Below are 19,196 nucleotides of genomic sequence, written 5' to 3'. Positions count from 1 at the left end.
GCGACGGCTGGGCCAGTGATCCCGACCGAGTCGGATGCCGTCGCCACGCCCGATGCGCCGCTATGGCCATGGTTGCTCGCGGGGCTGGCGTTGATCGCGGCGGTGGGGGCGGGCTTTGCCTGGGGCCGTCGCAGCCGCGAGGCTGCGCTAGCGGGGCGGGGGACGCCGGTGGTCCCCGATCTGCCGCTGGTCCCCACGCCGCCGTTGCGCCCACAGACGCCGGCCGCGCCGCCCGCTGCCCCGACCACCCCCGCCGCAACGCCATCGCCAGCGACTGCTCCCACCACGCCGGCGCCGGTGATCCCGCCTGCCACAAGTCACCCGCTGTCGATCGAGTTCGTCCCGGCCAGCGCCCGTCTGGGCAACGGCACGATCGCGCTCGATTTCGAACTGGTCGTCACCAATAGCGGTACGCAGGCCGCCGATGCGGTGCGCGTCGCGGTGACGATGGTGACCGCCAGCCCCGACCTTGCCCGACAGATTCCCGCCTTCAACGCGACCGCGCCGGGTGGGCCGATGAGCGACCCGGTGACGCTGGCGCCGGGGCAGGGGCACCGCATCGCGGGCCAGCTCGCGCTGCCGGCGGAGGCTATGCACGTCACCCGCGTGGGCGACCGGCCGATGACGGTGCCGGTGGTGCTGGTCCACTTGCGTTGGCGCGGCGGCCTCAGCGTACGCAGCCTGGGCGACGCTTTCCTGATCGGCACCGGCGACGCGAGGGCGGCGCGCCTCGGCCCGATCTGGCTCGACCGCGACCGCAGCTACGCGCCGGTGACGGCGCGGCGATTCGATGTTTAGGGTTGCGGGCTGGGAATGGCCTGAATGGCGGTTCTCTGACGCTCAGGTTCAACGGAGCACAAAGTATAGGGCCGCTGCCAGCACAAACACGAATCCCAGGCAGCCCGACAAGGGTATGCGCGTTCCGACCCGGTCTCCGAAAGGGTCGTGCTCTTCCCTGAATTTGCTCTCGATCGTCCACACCTGCGCGACCAGTGCCTCAATGGATGCAGTTGCCTCTGCTTCGCGACCGCTTTCCTCAAGGTAGCGCAAGAGTAGAGTCTTTAGTTCGTGAGGTCTGACCGGCTCATCGGCGCGTTCTACGACTACGTGGCCTTCGATGGCATAGACGCGGTACGGTTCACCCAGCGGACCGTAGGCAGCCGGATAAATGCCGTTCTCCACGTCGGTGGCTTCAAGAAATCGCTCGGCCGCGGTGGCTGACGGAAACACCAGCAACGGTTCATCGGCGGCGGCAAACACCGCGGCTGCTGGGGCGAACGGAGAGGAGTAGTCGAACTCGTCTACGTGGGCGCTCATGCTCGGATCATACGTCGATAGCGAATGTCCGCAACCGGGGAAAAACTCTCGATGCAGGCCGAACGGTCACCGCCGCAGTCCCGCCGCCCGCTCGTCTCCCCGCAGCGTCAGCACCTCGACCCCGTCCGCCGTCACCGCGACGGTATGCTCGCACTGGGCGGAGAGCTTGCGGTCGGCGGTCACCACGGTCCAGCCGTCGTCCAGCGTTTCCACCTTGCGGGTGCCCTGGTTGATCATCGGTTCGATCGTGAAGGTCATCCCCTCGCGCAGCACCATGCCGGTGCCGGGCTTGCCGAAATGGAGCACCGACGGCTCCTCGTGCATCTCGCGGCCGATGCCGTGCCCGCAATAGTCGCGCACCACCGAATAGCCGCTCTTCTTGGCATGGCGCTCGATCGCGTGGCCGATGTCGCCCAGCCGCGCGCCGGGGCGGACCCGGCCGATGCCCTTCCACATCGCCTCGCGCGTCACCTGCACCAGTCGCCGCGCGGCGGGCGCGACCGCGCCGACCAGATAGGTCTTGCTCGAATCGGCGATGAAGCCGTCCTTCTCCAGCGTGATGTCGAGGTTGATGATGTCGCCGTCGCGGATGATCTCGTCCGCGTCGGGCACGCCGTGGCACACCACGTGGTTGATCGAACAGTTCAGCACATAGCCATAGCCGTACTGTCCCTTGCTGGCCGGGCGCGCGGCGAGGTCGGCGGTGATGAACCGCTCGACCAGGTCGTTGACCGCCATCGTCGACATACCGGCGAGCTGCTGTTCGTCGAGCATCTCGAACACCGACGCCAGCAGCCGGCCCGATACGCGCATCAATGCCAGCTCGTCCGCGGTCTTGATCATGTCAGGCCGCCGCCCGTTCGGTGGCGCGCACCTGTGCCGCCGCCAGCCGCATCGCGACGAGCTCGTTGAACGAAAGGGTGGGATGGGCCTCCGCCAGCATCCCGATCGTCATCCAATATTCGGCCTGGGCATTGATCGACCGGCACATCACCGTGCTCGCGCGGCGCGCCTCCTCATGCAGATCGTCGTCGATCTTCACGATGCCCATTCGGAAACTCCTGTGCTGAGAATATACGAAACGTATATGATCCGTATGGTTAAGTCAAATTGCCGTGCGCTCATCCGGGGAGTGCGAAGCGGAGGCAGGTGATCGCAAATAGAAAAGGGGCGGCCCGTCGCCGGACCGCCCCCCTTCCTGTTGCATCGCGGGGGATGTCTCCCCGCGCGTAGCAGCTTACTTGAGCTCGACGGTCGCGCCGGCTTCCTCGAGCTGCTTCTTGATCTTCTCGGCCTCGTCCTTGCCGATGCCTTCCTTGACGGCCTTCGGCGCCGACTCGACCAGCGTCTTGGCTTCGGTCAGGCCCAGGCCGGTGATCGCGCGGACTTCCTTGATCACGTTGATCTTCTTGCCGCCGTCGCCGGTCAGGATCACGTCGAACTCGGTCTTCTCTTCGGCGGCCGGAGCAGCCGGGCCACCGGCGGCCGGGCCGGCGACGGCGACGGCAGCGGCGGCCGAAACGCCCCACTTCTCTTCGAGCAGCTTCGACAGCTCGGCGGCTTCGAGGACGGTCAGTTCGCTCAGCTGGTCAACCAGCGCATTCAGATCAGCCATGGTAATCTCCAATCAAATTCGGATGAAATATTGTGTTGCCTGCGGCCGCGAAATTACGCGGCTTCCTTGCTTGCATAGGCGTTGAGCACGCGCGCCAGCTGGGCCGCGGGCGCCTGGGTGACAGTCGCGAGCTTGGTCGCCGGAGCAACCAGCAGGCCCACGATCTTGCCACGCAGCTCGTCCAGCGACGGCAGCGAAGCGAGCGCCTTGACGCCCTCCGCGTCGAGCAGCTGCTTGCCCATCGCGCCGCCCACGATTTCGAACTTGTCGTTCGTCTTCGCGAAGTCGACCGCAGCCTTGGCGGCGGCGACCGGATCGGCCGAGGTGGCAAGCGCCGTGGGACCGGTCAGCAGGTCGGAAAGACCCGCGTAATCGGTGCCCTCGAGCGCGATCTTGGCAAGCTTGTTCTTCGAAACCTTGAAGCTCGCGCCGGCGTCGCGCATCTTCGTACGCAGCTGGGTCGACTGGGCGACGGTCAGCCCGAGGTTGCGGGTGACGACCACCACGCCGACCTCGTTGAAGGTGCGGTTCAGCTCGGCAACGGACTCGGCTTTCTGCGAACGATCCATGCCATTCTCCTCAAAATGAGCCGTGTCCCAACGGGGGCACGACCCGGTTCAAGCGCCCGGCCCTTGCGGGTCGAACGCGGCGTGTCCGTGAGTGAGGGGCATGATCGTCATGTGGCCGCGGCAAGCCATGGCCTGACCCGAAGCGCCGTTGTACGGCGCCGTCGGAAAAATCTGTCCCCGTCTTGGCAGGAGATTAAGCCGGGAGGATTCCCGGCGCCTGCTGTCTCGGACGGCACGCACGATCCGGCCGGAACCGGGCCATGCGAACGCGGGCCACTACAGCAATCCGCGCGAAATTCAAGGCCCGTGTCCGTGGGGACGGGCGAGGGGGCGGGCCGATGCCCCCGATCGTGTCGCGAATCCCCGTCGTCCCCGCCTGTGCCTGAGTGAAAGAGGAGTGCCGCTCCTATGGCGCGGTGATCAGCACCACGACGCGCCGGTTCTCGCGCCGGCCGTCGGACGATGCGTTGCTTTCGACCGGATAGCGCGCGCCCAGCCCGACCGTGACGATATCGCCGGCGGCGAACCCGCTGATCTCGAACAGCTGCGCCACCGATTGGGCGCGGCGCTTCGACAGTGTCAGATTGTGGGCGCTCCGGCCGGTATTGTCGGTGTGGCCCTCGATGGTGACGTGGCGGATCGCGACGGCCAGCAGGCCGCGCGCGATGCGGGTGATGGTCGCGGCCTGGGCCGGATCGACGTTGCCCTGGTCCGACGGGAACAACAGCCGGTCGTTCATGCTGAATTCCCAGCCGCGCTCGGTCTGGATGAAGCCCGCCTCGGTCAGCGCGGCGATCTGCGCCGCGCTCCACAGGCCGGGCTGGCGCGCGGTCTGGCACCCCGCGATCATCAGCGCGGCGGCGGCGGTGAAGGCCATCACGAATGACCGGCGGTCCGGGCGGAACATCATTGTCTCCTGATCTTCTGGATCGTGGCCGACGGCGTCGGCTTGGCCGCCAGCATTTCGATATCGGCATGGTGGACCAGCGCGGCGACGTCGGCGCCGTCGTCGGGATAGACCGCCGCGCCCACCGTCAGCGTCATCGTCACTTCCTCGCCCGACGGCAGTGCGATCGGCATCGCCATCAGCGCGCGCAACGCGTCGCGGACGCGCGCCACTGCTTCCGGCCCGCTCGGCGTGGCGAGCAGCATCGCGAATTCATCGCCGCCCAGCCGCGCGGCGATGTCGCCGGCGCGCAGCCCGGCGCGCAGCCGCCGCGCGGTCTCGACCAGCACCGCATCGCCGGCGGCGTGGCCATATTGGTCGTTGATCGCCTTGAATGCGTTGCAATCGGCATAGAGCACGGCGAACGACGCGCCGTCGCTGGCCGCGCGCTCGAGCATCGCCGCCAGCGACTCGTCGAACCGGATGCGGTTGGGCAGGCCGGTCAGCGCGTCGTGCGTCGCCTGGTGGCTCAGCGTCGCGTTCTCGGAGCGCAGGTTGAGCTGCCACCGCTCGAGTTCGGCCAGCAGCGCGTTGAAATCGCTGCTCAGCGCGTCGATCTCGCGGATCGGCGCGTCGGGCGCGCGGCGGTCGAACGCGCGGTCGGCGCGGACGGCATGGGCGACGGCGGCGATCGCGCCCAGCGGCGCGATCACGCTCTGCCGCAGCCGCGCCGCCAGCAGGCCCGCCGCCAGCGCGGTCAGCACCATGCACGCCAGCGTTCCGGCCAGTCCCATGCCGATATAGCCGGCGATGATCCCGGCGTCGCCGCGTACCCGCACCTCGCCGATGACACCGCCATTGTGGTTGACGGGGGCGACGGTCGGGTGCGGAAAGAACAGCCATTCGGCGACCCCGGCGATCGACAGCCGGTGGGGCGGTGCGGCATGCGACAGGCGTGCCAGCGTCCGCCCGGCGCGGTCGACCACCGCGATCTCGGCGACGCCGTCGACGTCGGCCAGCGGGGCGATGCTTTGCCGCGCCGCCTCCGCATCGTCGAACACGATCGCCGGGGCGACGGTGTAGCTGGCGGTCTGCGCGCTCAGCGCCAGATTCTGGCGGGCATAGACGCCCACCGCCGCCAGCCCGCTCAGCAGCACGGTCAGCCCGGTGATGCCCACCGCGAACAGCGTCACGCGGAAATGCACGCGCGACAGCGCCTCGCGCAGCGTCGGCAGTGGCCTGGCCGGGCGGCTCATGACGCGCGCCCGGCGGCGACCAGCAGCACGCGCGGATCGATTCGCACCGTCCCGCGCGAGACCGCGTCGAGGTTGAGCTGGAAGGTGGCGCTGCTCCCCGCCACGCGCAGGCAGACCATCGTCCCGTCGCGGCAGCGCGGGTCCGATTCGGCGATCGACAGCACGCCGCGCCCGCGCAGCGCGCGGATCGTCTGCTCGCGCACCGGTGCCGGCAGCTTGCCGATGTAGAGGATATCACAGCCGGTGGTCGCCGCGCCGGCGTCGATCGTCTGGACGCTGATCGCGCGGCCGGCGGTCGTGCTCGCGTCGCCGAGTTGCGCGGCGTGGCGGGCGGTGCCGGTGACGCACAGCCGCAGCGTCGCCACCTGCGTCGGCCAGCGCGTATAGCTGATGATCCCGCCGACGATCCGTGCCACCGCCCGCGCCTCGTTGCCGGGGGCGAAGTTTATCTCGGCGGCGGTGGGCGGGGGGGCGGTATCGGAATTGAGCGTGCTGATGGCCAGCGCGATCACCGCAAAGACTATCGTTCCGCTTTCCACACACTCGAACCCCTTGATCCGATCGATACCGAAATGGGCACGGCGTGGCCAGCCCCTCTCTACCGCGCGGCGCGATCGAGAGGGGCTGGCGGTTGGGAGGAAAAGGGCCGGTCCGGTCGCGGCGGGTGGTCAAGCCGCGCCGGACGGTCCGCTACTTGACCTGGGCGTCGTCCGCCGCGGCGGCATTCTCGCCGCCCGCGCCGCGATCGACCCGCGCGGTCATCCCGACCGCGTCTGCGTCGTCGTACATCTGCGCGTCGGCGGTACGGTCATCGCGGACGGTCGGCGCGGGCGGGGTGATGTTGGTCAACGGCGCCTCGACCGGGGCTTCGTTCACCACCGGCGGCTCCTCGTTGATCACCTCCTCGACCGTCGCATTCTCCTCGACATCGTTGGGGGCTTCGGGCTGCGATCCCGAGCAGGCGGCGAGCGTCAGGGCGAGCGCGGTGGTGGCGGCAAGGGCGATACGACGGGTGTTCAAGGCAAGTCTCCTCAATTGGCGATGGCGGCCTGGGCGGCCGAACGTTTCTCGATCTTGTCGGCCAGCAGCTTGTCCCATCCATAGGGATCGCCGCGGAAATTCATCGTGCCGTTGCCGCTGGCAAAGGCGGTCCAGTACAGCAGATAGACCGCGACCTGCCGGCTCAGCTGGACGCGCTGCGTCTTGCCGGTGTCGATCGCCGCCTGGATCTGCGCCTCGCCCCACGCCGGGTCGGTGCGCAGCAGCAGCTCGGCCAGCTCGCCGGGCCGCTCCAGTCGCACGCAGCCGTGGCTGTCGAGCCGGTCGAAGCTGGCGAACTTGCCCCGGCTGGGCGTGTCGTGGAGGTAGACGGCATAGGGATTGTTGAAGTCGAACTTGTAGCGGCCCAGCGCGCTCTGCGGCCCGGCGGCCTGTTGCAGCCGCTTCGACGGGCCTTCGCCGATCACCTTGTAGCCATGCGCCTTCAGATAGGCCGGGCCCTTGGGCCACAGCTCCTTGGCGGCGATCCCGCTCGGCACGTTCCACGGCGGGTTGAGCACGATCGAATGGATCATCGATTGCAGCATCGGAGTCTCGTTGCCCGGCCGTCCGGTCACGCCGCGCATCGACATGATCGGATTGTCGCCCTCGAACACCGTCATCACCGCCGCGGCGATGTTCACCTGGATACGGTCCTTGGGCAGCTCGGCGGGCAGCCAGCGCCACCGTTCCATATTGGCCATGATCTGGCGCACGCGGTCGGCGGCGGGGACATTGAGCGCGCCGATCGTCCCGGTCGACACCACCCCGGTGGGGTTCAGGCCATAGCGGCGCTGGGCGCGCACCACCGCCTCCTTCAATTCGGCGTCGAAGCTGTCGCCGGTCTTGGCCACCTGGCTGTCCTCGACCGCCAGCCGCTGGCGCAGCGCCGCGACGCGCGCGCCGGATGCGCCCAGCGCCATGTCCGGCCCCGCCGGCACCGCTTTCCAGCCACCCGCCGCGACGATCGCGCGATAGGTGTCGAGCCCCTTCTGCAACCCGTCATAGCCGGCATAGGGCGGTGGCAATTGCGCGATCCAGGACGCCAGCCGATTGTTCGTCACCGCTGCGGCGAAGCCGGGCAGCGGATCCTAGGCGACCGGGCGCAGCCCCCAGTCCTCGATGAAATCGGCGCTGTCGAGGCGCCCCGAATGGACCGCCCGCGCATAATCCAGCGCGGCGCGGACCAGCGTGTCGCTGTCGGTGGCGGTCTCGCGAGCGTCGGCGGCGGCATAGCGCAGCCCCTGCGTTATCCGGCCCTGGTTGAGCATCGTCGTAATCTGCGCCGCCTGTTCCGCGCTCAGCCGGGGCAGCGGTGCGGCCGGCAGCGTCTGCACCACCGGCGGTGGCACCGGCGTGTTCTGCGGCGGCGTGGAGGTGGTCGCCGCGGGCGGCGGGGTCTGCATCGCCGGGGGCAGGATCGATTGCGGCTTCGGCGTCTGCTGTTGCTGTCCGTGGGCCGGCGCGGCCAGCAGCATCGCGGGCACCAGCGCGGCGCGCGTCACCCGGCCCGCGCCCCCGAATTTTGTCGATATCGTCAAAGCTTACTCCCGGATCGGCGTCGGGGTGCCTTACTCCATTCAGGCGGTTCGCTTCAAAAGGAAAAGTGCCGCGTGGCGCCGCCTCGCCTCAAACCCGCGCGTCGACCCATGCCAGGATGTCGGCGATCACCCCCTCCTTGCCGATGTCGGCCAGCAAGTCGTGATAATGGCCGTCGTACAGCTTCAGCGTCTTGTCCGTCGCGCCGACGGTGTCGAAGAAGAACTGGCTGCCCTGCCATTTGGTCGCATGGTCGGCGGTGCCGTGCAGGATCAGCACCGGCAGGGTGATCCGGGGAAACGCCGTGCGCAGCGCGTCATCCGCGCGTGCCATCTCCGCCACCGTCCGCGTCGGCTGCACCTCGTCGGCGATCAGCGGATCGGCGTCCATCATCGCGACATGCGCCGGATCGCGCGAGAAATCGGCGTTCTTCAGCTTCAGCACGTGCGCGTGCGGGAACAGGTGGCTCAACCCCCTCAGCGCGGCCAGCGCAAAAGCGGGCGCCGGCACCTGAAAGGCGAAGCTCTCGCAGATCAGCCCCGCCACCGCGCGCGGATGCGCCAGCACATAGCCGCAGGCGATCACCCCGCCGGCGCTGTGGCCGAGCAGGAAGGTTTTCAGCCCCGGATGGTCGCGCCCGGCGCGATCGAACGCCAGCTGGAGGTCGGCGACATAATCGTCGAAATCCTCAACATAATAGCGTTCGCCGTCCGATTGCCCGCGCCCGCGCAGGTCGACCGCGTAACAGGCATAGCCCGCCGCCGTGAACCGCTCGGCCGCCCATTCCATATGGCCACCGTGTGCGTTGAAGCCATGCTGGAGGATCACGACCGCTTTCGGCGCGCCGTCGGGTTGCCAGGAACGCAGATGGATGCCCAGTCCGTTCGCCTGCTCGATCCGCTCGTCGGCCATATGCGGTGCCCTTTGCGTGGGAAGCGGCATTCTATCACGATTGTGACGGCGACGGAATGAGAAACGCCCGCGCGCCTGCTATCGCGCCAGCCGTGCCAGCGTTTCGTCGAGCGTCTGCAGGAATCGCGAGCGATCGGCCTTGGCGAAGGGTGCGGGTCCCCCGATCTGGTCGCCGCCCGCGCGCAGATCGGCCATGATCGCGCGGGTGGCGATCGCGCCGCCGATCGACGCGGTGGTAAACGGCTTGCCGTTCGGCGCGATCACCGCCGCGCCGGCCTTCAGGCAACGATCGGCGAGCAGGATGTCGGCGGTCACCACCACCGTCCGCGCCGTCGCGCGCTCCGCGATCCAGTCGTCGGCGGCATCGAACCCGTCGCTCACCACCACCCGCGCGATCAGCGGGTGGTCGGGGATGCGGATATGCGCATTGGCGACGATCGTCACCGCGATGCCGCGCCGCCACGCCACCTTGTAGACCTCGTCCTTGACCGGGCAGGCGTCGGCGTCGACCAGGATGCGCGGCGCCTCGCTCACGGGCGGCGGTGCTTGGCCCCGCCGTGGATCGGACGGCCGCGATGGGTCGGCTTGCCCGGATGGGGCTTGGCATAATGGCGCGGTGCCGCACCGTTATCGCCGCGCGTGCCGGGCGGGGGCGGGCCATCGGCGATCTCGATGCGCACGCCGCTTTCGTCCTCGCCCTCGGCATCGGCGGTCTTGGCCACCGCCGTCGCGAATTTCTGTGCCAGCGCGCGCGGCACCTGGAACCGGGTCTCCCCCGCGCCGATGCGGATCGCGCCGATCTCCGATTTGGTGACGTGCCCGCGCCGGCAGATCAGCGGCAGGATCCATCGCGGATCGGCGTTCTGCCGCCGGCCGATGTTCATGCGGAACCACACGATATCGTCGAATCCGGCGCGGTGGACCGGCGCCCCCTTGTTGTCCGCCGCCGGCGCGCGGTCGATCAGCTCCTCGGGCGCCGGCATCGTCGCGCGATGCGCCTGCACCAGCGCGGCGGCGATCTCGATCGGGGTGCGCTGCCGCAGCAGCTCCTCGGCGACCGCGCGGTCGTCGTCGTCGATCTCGACGGGCGCCATCAGCGCGGCCATCATCCGTTCGCGATCCTTGGCGCGGATGTCCTCGGCGCCGGGCACGGGCAGCCATTCGACCGCGATCCGCGCCTGCTTCAGCATCATCTCGACCCGGCGGCGGCGCGGGTAGGGGACGACCAGCACCGCGGTGCCCTTTTTCCCCGCGCGGCCGGTGCGTCCGGACCGATGCTGCAACGTCTCCGCGTCGCGTGGCAGTTCGACGTGGACCACCAGGCTGAGCGTCGGCAGGTCGATGCCGCGCGCGGCGACATCGGTGGCAACGCACACCCGCGCGCGTCGGTCGCGCAGCGCCTGCAACGCCTGGTTGCGCTCGTTCTGGCTATGCTCGCCCGACAGCGCCACCGCCGCGAAGCCGCGCTCGACCAGGCTGGCGTGCAGGTGGCGGACGTTGTCGCGCGTCGCGCAGAACAGCATCGCCGTTTCCGCCTCGTGGAATCGTAGCAGGTTGATGACCGCATGTTCGATGTCCGAGGGGGCGACGGTGATCGCCTGATAGGCGATGTCGCCGTGCCCGCGATCTTCCCCCACGGTCGAAATGCGAACGGCGTCGCGCTGGTAGCGCTTGGCTAGCGCAACGATCGGGCGCGGCATGGTGGCGGAGAACAACAGCGTACGGCGCTCGCCCGGCGTCGCGTCGAGCAGCGCCTCCAGCTCCTCGCGAAAGCCCATGTCGAGCATCTCGTCGGCCTCGTCGAGCACGGCGGCGCGCACCGCGCTCAGGTCCAGCGCGCCGCGCTCGACATGGTCGCGCAGCCGCCCCGGCGTGCCGACGACGATGTGCGTGCCGTGCGACAGCGTCCGCCGCTCGCGCGACGGGTCCATGCCGCCCACACAGGTCGCGACTCGCGCGCCGGCGGTGGCGTAGAGCCACGACAGCTCCTTCGCCACCTGCAACGCCAGCTCGCGCGTCGGCGCGATCACCAGCGCCAGCGGCAGCCCCGGCGGCGGCAGCGTGCCGTCTGCCAGCAGTTCGTCGGCCATCGCCAGGCCGAACGCGACGGTCTTGCCCGAACCGGTCTGGGCGGAAACGAGCAGGTCGCGGCCGCGCGCGTCGTCCTCGATCACCGCGGCCTGGACCGGGGTCAGCGTTTCATAGCCGCGCGTGGTCAGCGCCTCGGCAAGCGCAGGGGGAAGGTGGGAAAAGGACATCATGCTCGCAAAAATGGGAACGGCGGCGGGCCCGGCAAGGCGCGGGGACCGGGGCGGTTCGGAAAACGGGATTGGCCGCGCCCCTACGCGCTTTCGGGCGATTTGGCAAAAGCGACGCTACGGACGGCCCCGTCCGAGTCCCGCCGTGCCGCGGGATTGCCCCACGGTGCAGGAATAGACGTGTGGACCTTCCTGTTCAGCGATTTGCTGGGCGGGGTCGTCATGGACGACTGTCACAGGCAGTCGTCACGGGCAAGGAAGGCGACGGCGCGGCATCGGCCCGCGCCGTCGGAATACGTTACTTGGGCGACAGCACCATCAGCATCTGGCGGCCTTCCATGCGCGGATAGCTCTCGACCTTCGCCACTTCGGTGGTGTCCGCCGCGACCCGCTGAAGCACGGCCATACCGAGCTGCCCGTGCGACAATTCGCGGCCGCGAAAGCGCAACGTCACCTTGACCTTGTCACCATCGCCGATGAATTCGTGGATCTTCTTCATCTTGGTGTCATAGTCGTGGTCGTCAATGTTCGGACGCATCTTGATCTCCTTGATCTCCTGCGTCTTCTGCGACTTCCGCGCGAGGTTCGCCTTCTTCTGCGCCTCGTACTTGAACTTGCCCACATCGAGGAACTTGGCCACGGGCGGGTCGGCGTTCGGGGACACCTCGACCAGGTCGAGGCCCAGCTCCTGCGCCTGTTCCATCGCCTCGCGCGTGTACATGACACCCAGGTTCTCGCCCTCATGGTCGATCACGCGGACCTTGGGCGACTGGATGAATTCGTTGAACCGGGGGCCGTTCATCGGCGGCGCCTGCATCGGCCGGCGCATCATGGGAGGACGGATAGGTGTAGCTCCTGTAGTGGTTGCCTGGGATTTCCGGTCGCGCATCATAGCTCAAGCGCGACGTGCCGGAAAGACGTCATGCGGGGTTTTGTTCCGCCACCCGTGCGAAGCGCGTGGCGTGTCCCCGACGGCGCCTATACCAGATCGGGTGCCTTCGCCTCCTGCGCAAGGCGTGCCGCCAGATCGTCGAGCGAGATGATCTCCTGCCGGTCGCTGCCCAGCCGGCGCAGCGCGACGGTGCCTTCCTCCGCCTCGCGCTTGCCGACCACCACCAGCGCCGGCACCTTGGCCAGCGAGTGTTCGCGCACCTTGTAGTTGATCTTCTCGTTGCGCAGGTCGGTGTCGACGCGCAGCCCGGCCGCCGCCAGCTTCGCCTGCACCGTGCGGGCGTAATCGTCCGCGTCGGACACGATCGTCGCGACCACCGCCTGCACCGGCGCCAGCCACAAGGGGAAGCGGCCGGCGTGATGCTCGATCAGAATGCCGATGAAACGTTCGAAGCTGCCGAGGATCGCTCGGTGGAGCATGATCGGGCGGTGACGCTCGCCGTCCTCGCCGACATAGCTGGCGTCGAGTCGTTCGGGCAGCACCGTGTCGGTCTGGATCGTGCCGACCTGCCACGTCCGGCCGATCGCGTCGGTCAGGTGGAATTCGAGTTTGGGGGCATAGAAGGCGCCTTCGCCGGGCAACTCTTCCCAGCCATATTCTTCCGTGTTGCGGCCGGTCGCGGCCACCGCGTCGCGCAGCGACTGTTCGGACCAGTCCCACATCGCCTCGCTGCCGAACCGCTTTTCGGGGCGCAGCGCGAGCTTGATCGCGTATTTGTCGAAGCCGAGGTCCTTGTAGACCGCGTCGAGCAGGTCGATGAACTTCGCGACCTCGGACACCAGCTGGTCCTCGCGCACGAAGATGTGCGCGTCGTCCTGCGTGAACTGGCGCACGCGCATGATGCCGTGCAGCGCGCCGTGCGGCTCGTTGCGGTGGCAGCAGCCGAACTCCGCCATGCGGATCGGCAGGTCGCGGTAGCTCTTGATGCCCTGGCGAAAGATCAGCACGTGCGCCGGGCAGTTCATCGGCTTGAGCGCCATCCAGTCGGCGCCCTTGGAAATGATCGGGCCGTCGTCCTCGGTGTTGGGCACCTCGTCGGGGATGACGAACATGTTCTCGCGATATTTGCCCCAGTGGCCCGATTGCTCCCACTGGCGCGCATCCATCACCTGCGGCGTCTTGACCTCGTCATAGCCGGCGGCATCCAGCCGGCGACGCATATAGGCCTCCAGCTGGCGCCAGATGATGTAGCCGTTGGGATGCCAGAACACGCTGCCGTGCGCTTCCTGCTGCAGGTGGAACAGGTCCATCTCCTGCCCGATCTTGCGGTGGTCGCGCTTGCCGGCTTCCTCCAGCATGTGCAGGTGCGCGTCGAGCTGCTTCTTGTTGAGCCAGCCGGTGCCGTAGATGCGGCTGAGCATCGCGTTCTTCTGGTCGCCGCGCCAATAGGCGCCGGAGACGCGCGTCAGCTTGAACGCCTGCGGATCGAGCTTGCCGGTCGAGGCGAGGTGCGGCCCGCGGCACATGTCGAGCCACGCATCGGCGCCGGTGCCGGCCCGGTAGACAGTGAGTTCCTCGCCTTCGGGCAGTTCGACCGCCCATTCGGCCTTGAAGCTCTCCCCCTGCGCGGTCCACCGCTCGATCAGCGCGGCGCGCGACCAGACTTCGCGGATCAGCGGCTGGTCGGCGGCGATGATCCGGCGCATCTCGGCTTCGATGGCCGGCAGTTCCTCCTCGGTGAACGGGCCATGCTCGGCGGTCGGAGCGAAGTCATAGTAGAAGCCGTCGTCGGTGGCGGGGCCAAAGGTGATCTGCGTCCCCGGAAACAGGCTCTGCACCGCTTCCGCCAGCACATGAGCGAAGTCATGCCGCGCCAGTTCGAGGGCGTCGGCCTCATCGCGCGACGTGACCAGCGCGAGTTGCGAATCGCGTTCGAACGGGCGGCCGATGTCGCGCAATTCGCCGTCGACGCGCGCGGCGATCGCCGCCTTGGCCAGCCCCGGTCCGATCGCGGCGGCGATGTCCGCCGGCGTGGTGCCGAGCGGGACCGCGCGAACCGAACCGTCGGGGAGCGTGATCGAGAGCATGTCGTTCATGGGTCTTCCTGCGAATTTGGCGCGCCTATGCACCGGAGAACGCCCGGAGTGAAGCGGCAGGAAGGAGCGGCGCCGTCTCCTCCCCGACCGGGGCGGAGCCTTCGGCGGCTACGTCAAGCGACGCGCGGGCCGAAGTCCCCCCGGCAAACCGGGGTGGTGGTGGTAGTGAGGGCGTAGCCGCGGCGCATCAGCGGGATATAGTCGAACGCGCCGCGCGGCGCCAGTCGGATTGGTCCGGCGCGATCAACGCTGCGCGGCGTCCTGTTCAAGCTGCCAGTGGATGCTGCCCCACAGCCGCTCGGTGTGCGCGCGCACCGAATCGCGCATCGCGGCGTTTTCCGGGGTGCTCGCGTCAAGCTGGCCGATCGCGGCGACGTTCTCGCGACCCAGCCGTTCAGCCTGGGCGACGGCATTGGGATCGATTCGCAGGATCGACAGCCACATGCCCTCTACCGCCAGCCGGAGCGCGATGATCTGGGCCTGGAGTTCGGCATTGTCGTTGGTCATGGACGGGCTTTCGTGGTTCGAAGGGAGAGGGATCAGGCGACGCCGAACGGCACCACCATGTTGAGCGCGGCATGTCCGATGCTGCACCGGCCGAGATAGGGGACGCCCATGTCGCGGCACCAGCGTTCCATCATCTGTTCCAGCGTCTCGCCGAAACTGTCCGGTCCGTCGCCTTCCGGCACGTCGGTCACCGCGCCCAGCCGCACCCCGGCAATGCCGCGCAGTTGGATGGCATTCGCCATCTGGAACAGCATCCGGTCGATCCGATAGTAGGATTCGGACACTTCCTCGATCATCAGGACATGGTCGGTCAGGTCGGGCACCCACGGCGTGCCGAGCATCGCCGTCAGGATCGCCAGATTGAACGCGGCGGCCGGGCGCCCGTCGAGTGCGGGATCAAGCATCCGGCGGTCATGATCGACCAGCCAGCCGAGCGCGCGGCCGACCGCGACCCCGCCGCTCGCTTCACTGACGTTGGTCGCCATCGGTCCGTGGATCGGACGCCCGATCCGCCGGGCATAGAGCGCCCCGAGCAGGAACCCCATGTCGGAAAAGCCCATGTAGCTCTTGGTCCGCGCCGCCGGCCCGAGTTGTGGCATCGCACTGGCGAGAATCCGGTTCGACCCATAGCCGCCGCGTCCGAACCACAGCGCGTCGAAGGCCGGATCATTGGCGTATTTGACGAACGTTTCCGCACGGATCGCGTCCGGGCCGGCAAAATGGCCGGCGAGCATGAAGCTTTGCGGGTCGAACACGATCTCGACCTGCGGATAGTAGAGCGCGGTGAAGGCGGTCACGCGTGCCGCGCCGGCTTCGCTGATCGATCGTGCCGGGGCGCAGACGGCGATACGCATGGTCTCAAAACTCTCCGTTCGCGACGAGCAAAGTGTGCTCGGGACGAACGGAGCGGGCGGGCCTTGCTCCATTCGCCGCCGACGGATAGCCCGCGGCGATGCATTCGGGCAAATCCTACTTCTTCGTCGGCGTCGGCGGCAGCGGCATGATGCCGCTGGCGATGATCCTGGTGCGATCGGGCGCGACCGTCGCCGGATCGGACCGCAGCCTCGACCAGGGCCGCGTCCCCGCCAAGTTCGACGCGCTGCGCGCGCTGGGCGTCGCCTTGTTTCCGCAGGACGGCAGCGGCATCGTCTCGCCCGACCAGATCGTCGTCGCCTCCGCGGCGGTCGAGGCGACCGTGCCCGACATGATCGCCGCCGACCGGGTGGGGGCGGCGCGGATGAGCCGGGCGGAACTGCTCACCGCGCTGTTCAACCGCGCCGCGCTGCCGATCGGGGTGGCGGGGACCAGCGGCAAATCGACGGTCACCGGCATGATCGGCTGGATCCTCCACGCCACCGGGCGCGATCCGACGGTGATGAACGGCGCGGTGATGAAGAACTTCGCCACCCCCGACGCGCCGTTCGCCAGCGCGCTGGTCGGGCAGGGCGATGCCTTTGTCAGCGAGGTCGATGAGAGCGACGGGTCGATCGCATTGTACCGGCCAACGATCGCGGTGCTCAACAACGTCAGCCTCGACCACAAGTCGCTGGAGGAGCTGCGCACGCTGTTCGGCGATTTCGCGCGCAAGGCGGCGACGGTCGTGGTCAATGTCGGCGACGCCGAGGCGGCGGCTCCGGCGAGCGGGCTGGATCGCGAACGGCTGGTCACCTTCGCGGTGGAGGGCATGGCAGACCTGGTGGCCACCAACCTGCGCCCGCAGCCGTTCGCGATCGACTTCGATTTGACGATGGACGGGGAGAGCGTGCCGGTACGGCTGGGGGTGCCCGGCCGTCACAACGTCGCCAACGCGCTGGCGGCGATCGGCGCGGCGATCGCGGCGGGGGTGCCGCGCGACGATGCGGTGCGGGCGATCGCGGGCTTCACCGGCCTGCGCCGCCGGTTCGAATTGGTCGGGGAGGGCGGCGGCGTCGCGGTGATCGACGATTTCGGCCACAACCCCGACAAGATCGCCGCGACGCTGGCGACGCTGCACGCCTTTCCCGGACGGCTGCTCGTGCTGTTCCAGCCGCACGGCTATGGCCCGTTGAAGGCGATGCGGCGCGAACTGGTCGCGACCTTCGCCGCCGGCCTCGGCGCGGAAGACCAGCTGGTGCTGCCCGATCCGGTCTATATGGGCGGCACCGTCACGCGGGAGGTGACCAGCGCCGACATCGCCGCCGACATCGCCGCCGCCGGGGGTGACGCGCGGCACATCCCCGACCGCGCCGCCGCCGCCGCGCATCTGGTCGCGACGGCGCGGCCCGGCGACCGTATCGTGGTGATGGGCGCGCGTGACGATACGCTCAGTCTGCTCGCGGCGGAAATGGTGGAGCGGCTGCGGGGGTAGCGGCGCGTCGTTCCGCGACGTGGCGCGGGTTCGGCCGGATTTCCGCCACCCGCGCGACGACCCGCACCGTCTCGGTGCCAAATGCCCCTTGCGTTTGCCAGGCACGCCCCCGCCGTCCCTTGGGTCACCGGTCGCTATGCGTGGGTCATGCGTGAAGAATGACCGGTCGCTTCGACGTAGCATCGAGGTTCACGCCGCCTGGTCGATGACATGATCCAGCGTAAAGAGCGGGCGGCGAGCGGCCTTCCGCTTCGACCGATAATCGATGCGCGCCCTTTCCTTCACGTGCGAAAGTCGTTTCGCGCAACGCCACCTCGCCAAAGCGAACGCGGGCGGCGATTGCATCGCCGCAACGCCATGAGATAAGGGCCTGAATTCATCATATTGGAACCTTGATGCCCCAGTCCGCAGGTCCGAACCACGCGCCATGGATTTATGGCGGCATCGCCGTGCTTCTCGCAATTCCGTTCGGTGCCAATTTGATGTTCCCGTTGGGAACGGCGGTCTGGGTCGCCTATTTCCTGCCGACGGTACTGGCGTATTTCGCGAACCGTCCGCCAGCGCCGCTTGCCGTTGCGGCAGCGGCGACCGTTCTGACGATCTTGGGGGTTTTTCTGGCACCATCGGGTGTCGATCCGCAGATAGCGATCATCAATCGTTCGATCGGCATTGCGACAACCTGGATTCTGGCGATCACCGGGTTTCTGTTCATTCGCAACCGTATCGCGATCGCGCATCAGGAATGGCTTCAGGCAGGACAGGTCGGACTCGCGGAAGCGGTGAGCGGCGAGCAGTCGCTCGATAATCTGGCGATCAATTCGCTTCGCTTCCTGGCGGAATATCTCGATGCGCAGGCGGGCGCGCTGTTCATTCGGAATGGTGAGGGGTTCCGGCGCCACGCAACCTACGGCGTTCCCGAGGACGCATCCATTCCCGACCGGTTCGCCGCAGGAGACGGGCTGTTGGGGCAGGCGGCGACCGACCGGCGGAATTTCGTGCTCAGCGATGTTCCCGACGATTATCTGTATTTCGGATCGGCGCTGGGCAAGGCGAAACCCCTTCATCTCGTGATCTCGACGGCGGGGGCCGATGATACGGTCACCGCGGTGATCGAACTTGGCTTTCGCGGCGGCGACACGGCGCCGGCGCTCGCCCTGCTTGAACGGACCTCGGAATTGCTTGGCGTAGCCATCCGGTCGGGCAAATACCGTGCCCAGCTCCGCGAATTGCTCGAGGAGACCCAGCAACAGGCCGAAGAGCTTCAGGTGCAGAGCGAGGAACTGCGCGCCAACAACGACGAATTGGAAACGCAGAGCCGGCGCCTTCAGGAGTCGCAGACGAGACTCGAGGCGCAGCAATCCGAGCTGGAAGAGAATAATGCCCAGCTCGAGCTGCAGACGCGCGAACTCGAGGAACAGCGCGACGGGCTTCAGCGCGCCGAAGCGTCGCTCAGGAACCAGGCGAGCGCCCTTGAGCAGGCGAGCCGCTACAAGTCGGAATTCCTGGCCAATATGAGCCACGAGCTGCGCACGCCGCTCAATTCGCTGCTGATCATGGCTCGGTTGCTGGCGGAAAATCGCGCGGGCAACCTGAACGCGGATCAGGTCAAACATGCCGAAACGATCGAGACGTCGGGCAACGACCTGCTCGCGCTGATCAACGACATATTGGATATTTCGAAGATTGAGGCCGGCAAGGTCGAGCTTCATCCGCGCCGCATCGACATCGCCGCGATGTTCGACAAGCTCAAGGCGGGATTCGAGGCGTCGGCGCAGGCCAAGCAACTGACCTTCACCACCGCCATCGTACCGGGCACGCCGAGCGAGATGGAATCCGACCCGCAGCGGCTGGAACAGATACTCAAGAATTTCCTGTCCAACGCCATCAAGTTCACCGAGAAGGGCGAAGTCTCGCTCGGCGTGAAGCGGCGGCCCGACGAGCGGCTCGAATTCGTCGTCCGCGAC

20 protein-coding genes and 1 pseudogene are annotated in these 19,196 nt (G+C 68.0%); 3 read left to right on the top strand and 18 right to left on the bottom strand.

Translation table 11 applies throughout. The annotated features are described in order from the left end of the window. Positions 1-798: pseudogene (locus tag VNR91_RS06465) on the top strand (hypothetical protein); the annotation flags it as partial. A gap of 48 nt (positions 799-846) precedes the next feature. On the opposite strand, the gene VNR91_RS06460 reads toward VNR91_RS06465, so the two are convergent. From VNR91_RS06460 to VNR91_RS06380, 18 genes are all read right to left on the bottom strand, one after another. After that, positions 847-1,317, bottom strand: coding sequence for a hypothetical protein (locus tag VNR91_RS06460; protein ID WP_325489951.1), 471 nt, complete (start codon positions 1,315-1,317; stop codon positions 847-849). Positions 1,318-1,383: 66 nt separating this feature from the next. After that, positions 1,384-2,160, bottom strand: coding sequence for a type I methionyl aminopeptidase (gene map, locus VNR91_RS06455; protein WP_325489950.1), 777 nt, complete (start codon positions 2,158-2,160; stop codon positions 1,384-1,386). A 1-nt stretch (position 2,161) separates the two neighbouring features. Then, positions 2,162-2,368, bottom strand: coding sequence for a ParD-like family protein (locus VNR91_RS06450; protein ID WP_325489949.1), 207 nt, complete (start codon positions 2,366-2,368; stop codon positions 2,162-2,164). A 186-nt stretch (positions 2,369-2,554) separates the two neighbouring features. Continuing rightward, the gene (gene rplL, locus VNR91_RS06445) at positions 2,555-2,932 is read right to left on the bottom strand and encodes a 50S ribosomal protein L7/L12 (RefSeq protein ID WP_325489948.1); all 378 of its coding nucleotides are present in this window, start codon (positions 2,930-2,932) and stop codon (positions 2,555-2,557) included. Between the two features lie 53 nt (positions 2,933-2,985). Then, entirely contained in the window at positions 2,986-3,501 is a 516-nt protein-coding gene (gene rplJ / locus VNR91_RS06440; protein WP_325489947.1) for a 50S ribosomal protein L10, read from the bottom strand. 406 nt (positions 3,502-3,907) lie between these two features. Then, positions 3,908-4,408, bottom strand: a complete 501-nt coding sequence (locus tag VNR91_RS06435) for an OmpA family protein (protein ID WP_325489946.1) — start codon at positions 4,406-4,408, stop codon at positions 3,908-3,910. Further along, positions 4,408-5,643: a diguanylate cyclase domain-containing protein gene (locus VNR91_RS06430; RefSeq protein ID WP_325489945.1), complete on the bottom strand. Its 1,236-nt coding sequence runs from the start codon at positions 5,641-5,643 to the stop codon at positions 4,408-4,410. The genes VNR91_RS06435 and VNR91_RS06430 overlap by 1 nt, the downstream gene beginning before the upstream one ends. Then, positions 5,640-6,155, bottom strand: coding sequence for a YfiR family protein (locus VNR91_RS06425; RefSeq protein ID WP_325489944.1), 516 nt, complete (start codon positions 6,153-6,155; stop codon positions 5,640-5,642). The genes VNR91_RS06430 and VNR91_RS06425 overlap by 4 nt, the downstream gene beginning before the upstream one ends. A 178-nt stretch (positions 6,156-6,333) precedes the next feature. Continuing rightward, positions 6,334-6,663 carry a hypothetical protein gene (locus VNR91_RS06420; RefSeq protein WP_325489943.1) on the bottom strand — a complete coding sequence of 110 codons (330 nt, stop codon included), beginning with the start codon at positions 6,661-6,663 and terminating at the stop codon, positions 6,334-6,336. Positions 6,664-6,674: 11 nt separating this feature from the next. Continuing rightward, positions 6,675-7,745, bottom strand: a complete 1,071-nt coding sequence (locus VNR91_RS06415) for a L,D-transpeptidase family protein (protein ID WP_414712384.1) — start codon at positions 7,743-7,745, stop codon at positions 6,675-6,677. 27 nt (positions 7,746-7,772) lie between these two features. Beyond that, entirely contained in the window at positions 7,773-8,186 is a 414-nt protein-coding gene (locus tag VNR91_RS13540; RefSeq protein WP_414712383.1) for a hypothetical protein, read from the bottom strand. Between the two features lie 124 nt (positions 8,187-8,310). Then, entirely contained in the window at positions 8,311-9,132 is an 822-nt protein-coding gene (locus VNR91_RS06410) for a lysophospholipase (protein ID WP_325489942.1), read from the bottom strand. A 78-nt stretch (positions 9,133-9,210) separates the two neighbouring features. Further along, positions 9,211-9,666: a YaiI/YqxD family protein gene (locus VNR91_RS06405; RefSeq protein WP_325489941.1), complete on the bottom strand. Its 456-nt coding sequence runs from the start codon at positions 9,664-9,666 to the stop codon at positions 9,211-9,213. Continuing rightward, entirely contained in the window at positions 9,663-11,390 is a 1,728-nt protein-coding gene (locus VNR91_RS06400; protein WP_325489952.1) for a DEAD/DEAH box helicase, read from the bottom strand. The genes VNR91_RS06405 and VNR91_RS06400 overlap by 4 nt, the downstream gene beginning before the upstream one ends. 298 nt (positions 11,391-11,688) lie before the next feature. Next, positions 11,689-12,222 carry a translation initiation factor IF-3 gene (infC, locus tag VNR91_RS06395; protein ID WP_325489940.1) on the bottom strand — a complete coding sequence of 178 codons (534 nt, stop codon included), beginning with the start codon at positions 12,220-12,222 and terminating at the stop codon, positions 11,689-11,691. Positions 12,223-12,368: 146 nt separating this feature from the next. Continuing rightward, complete coding sequence (gene thrS, locus VNR91_RS06390) at positions 12,369-14,378, bottom strand: threonine--tRNA ligase (RefSeq protein WP_325489939.1); 2,010 nt, start codon at positions 14,376-14,378, stop codon at positions 12,369-12,371. Between the two features lie 243 nt (positions 14,379-14,621). After that, the gene (locus VNR91_RS06385) at positions 14,622-14,885 is read right to left on the bottom strand and encodes a hypothetical protein (RefSeq protein WP_325489938.1); all 264 of its coding nucleotides are present in this window, start codon (positions 14,883-14,885) and stop codon (positions 14,622-14,624) included. 32 nt (positions 14,886-14,917) lie between these two features. Continuing rightward, positions 14,918-15,739, bottom strand: coding sequence for an LD-carboxypeptidase (locus tag VNR91_RS06380; protein ID WP_325489937.1), 822 nt, complete (start codon positions 15,737-15,739; stop codon positions 14,918-14,920). A gap of 98 nt (positions 15,740-15,837) precedes the next feature. Here VNR91_RS06380 and VNR91_RS06375 point away from each other — a divergent pair, with 98 nt between their 5' ends. After that, positions 15,838-17,232 carry a glutamate ligase domain-containing protein gene (locus VNR91_RS06375; protein ID WP_325489936.1) on the top strand — a complete coding sequence of 465 codons (1,395 nt, stop codon included), beginning with the start codon at positions 15,838-15,840 and terminating at the stop codon, positions 17,230-17,232. Between the two features lie 395 nt (positions 17,233-17,627). Then, positions 17,628-19,196 (top strand): GAF domain-containing sensor histidine kinase (locus VNR91_RS06370; protein WP_325489935.1); only part of this gene is annotated, 1,569 nt, incomplete at its 3' end.

This window comes from Sphingomonas sp. (genome assembly GCF_035555815.1).
Taxonomy (GTDB): domain Bacteria; phylum Pseudomonadota; class Alphaproteobacteria; order Sphingomonadales; family Sphingomonadaceae; genus Sphingomonas.
Note: the sequence above shows the minus strand (reverse complement) of the source record. Positions and strands in the feature narration are given on the sequence as shown.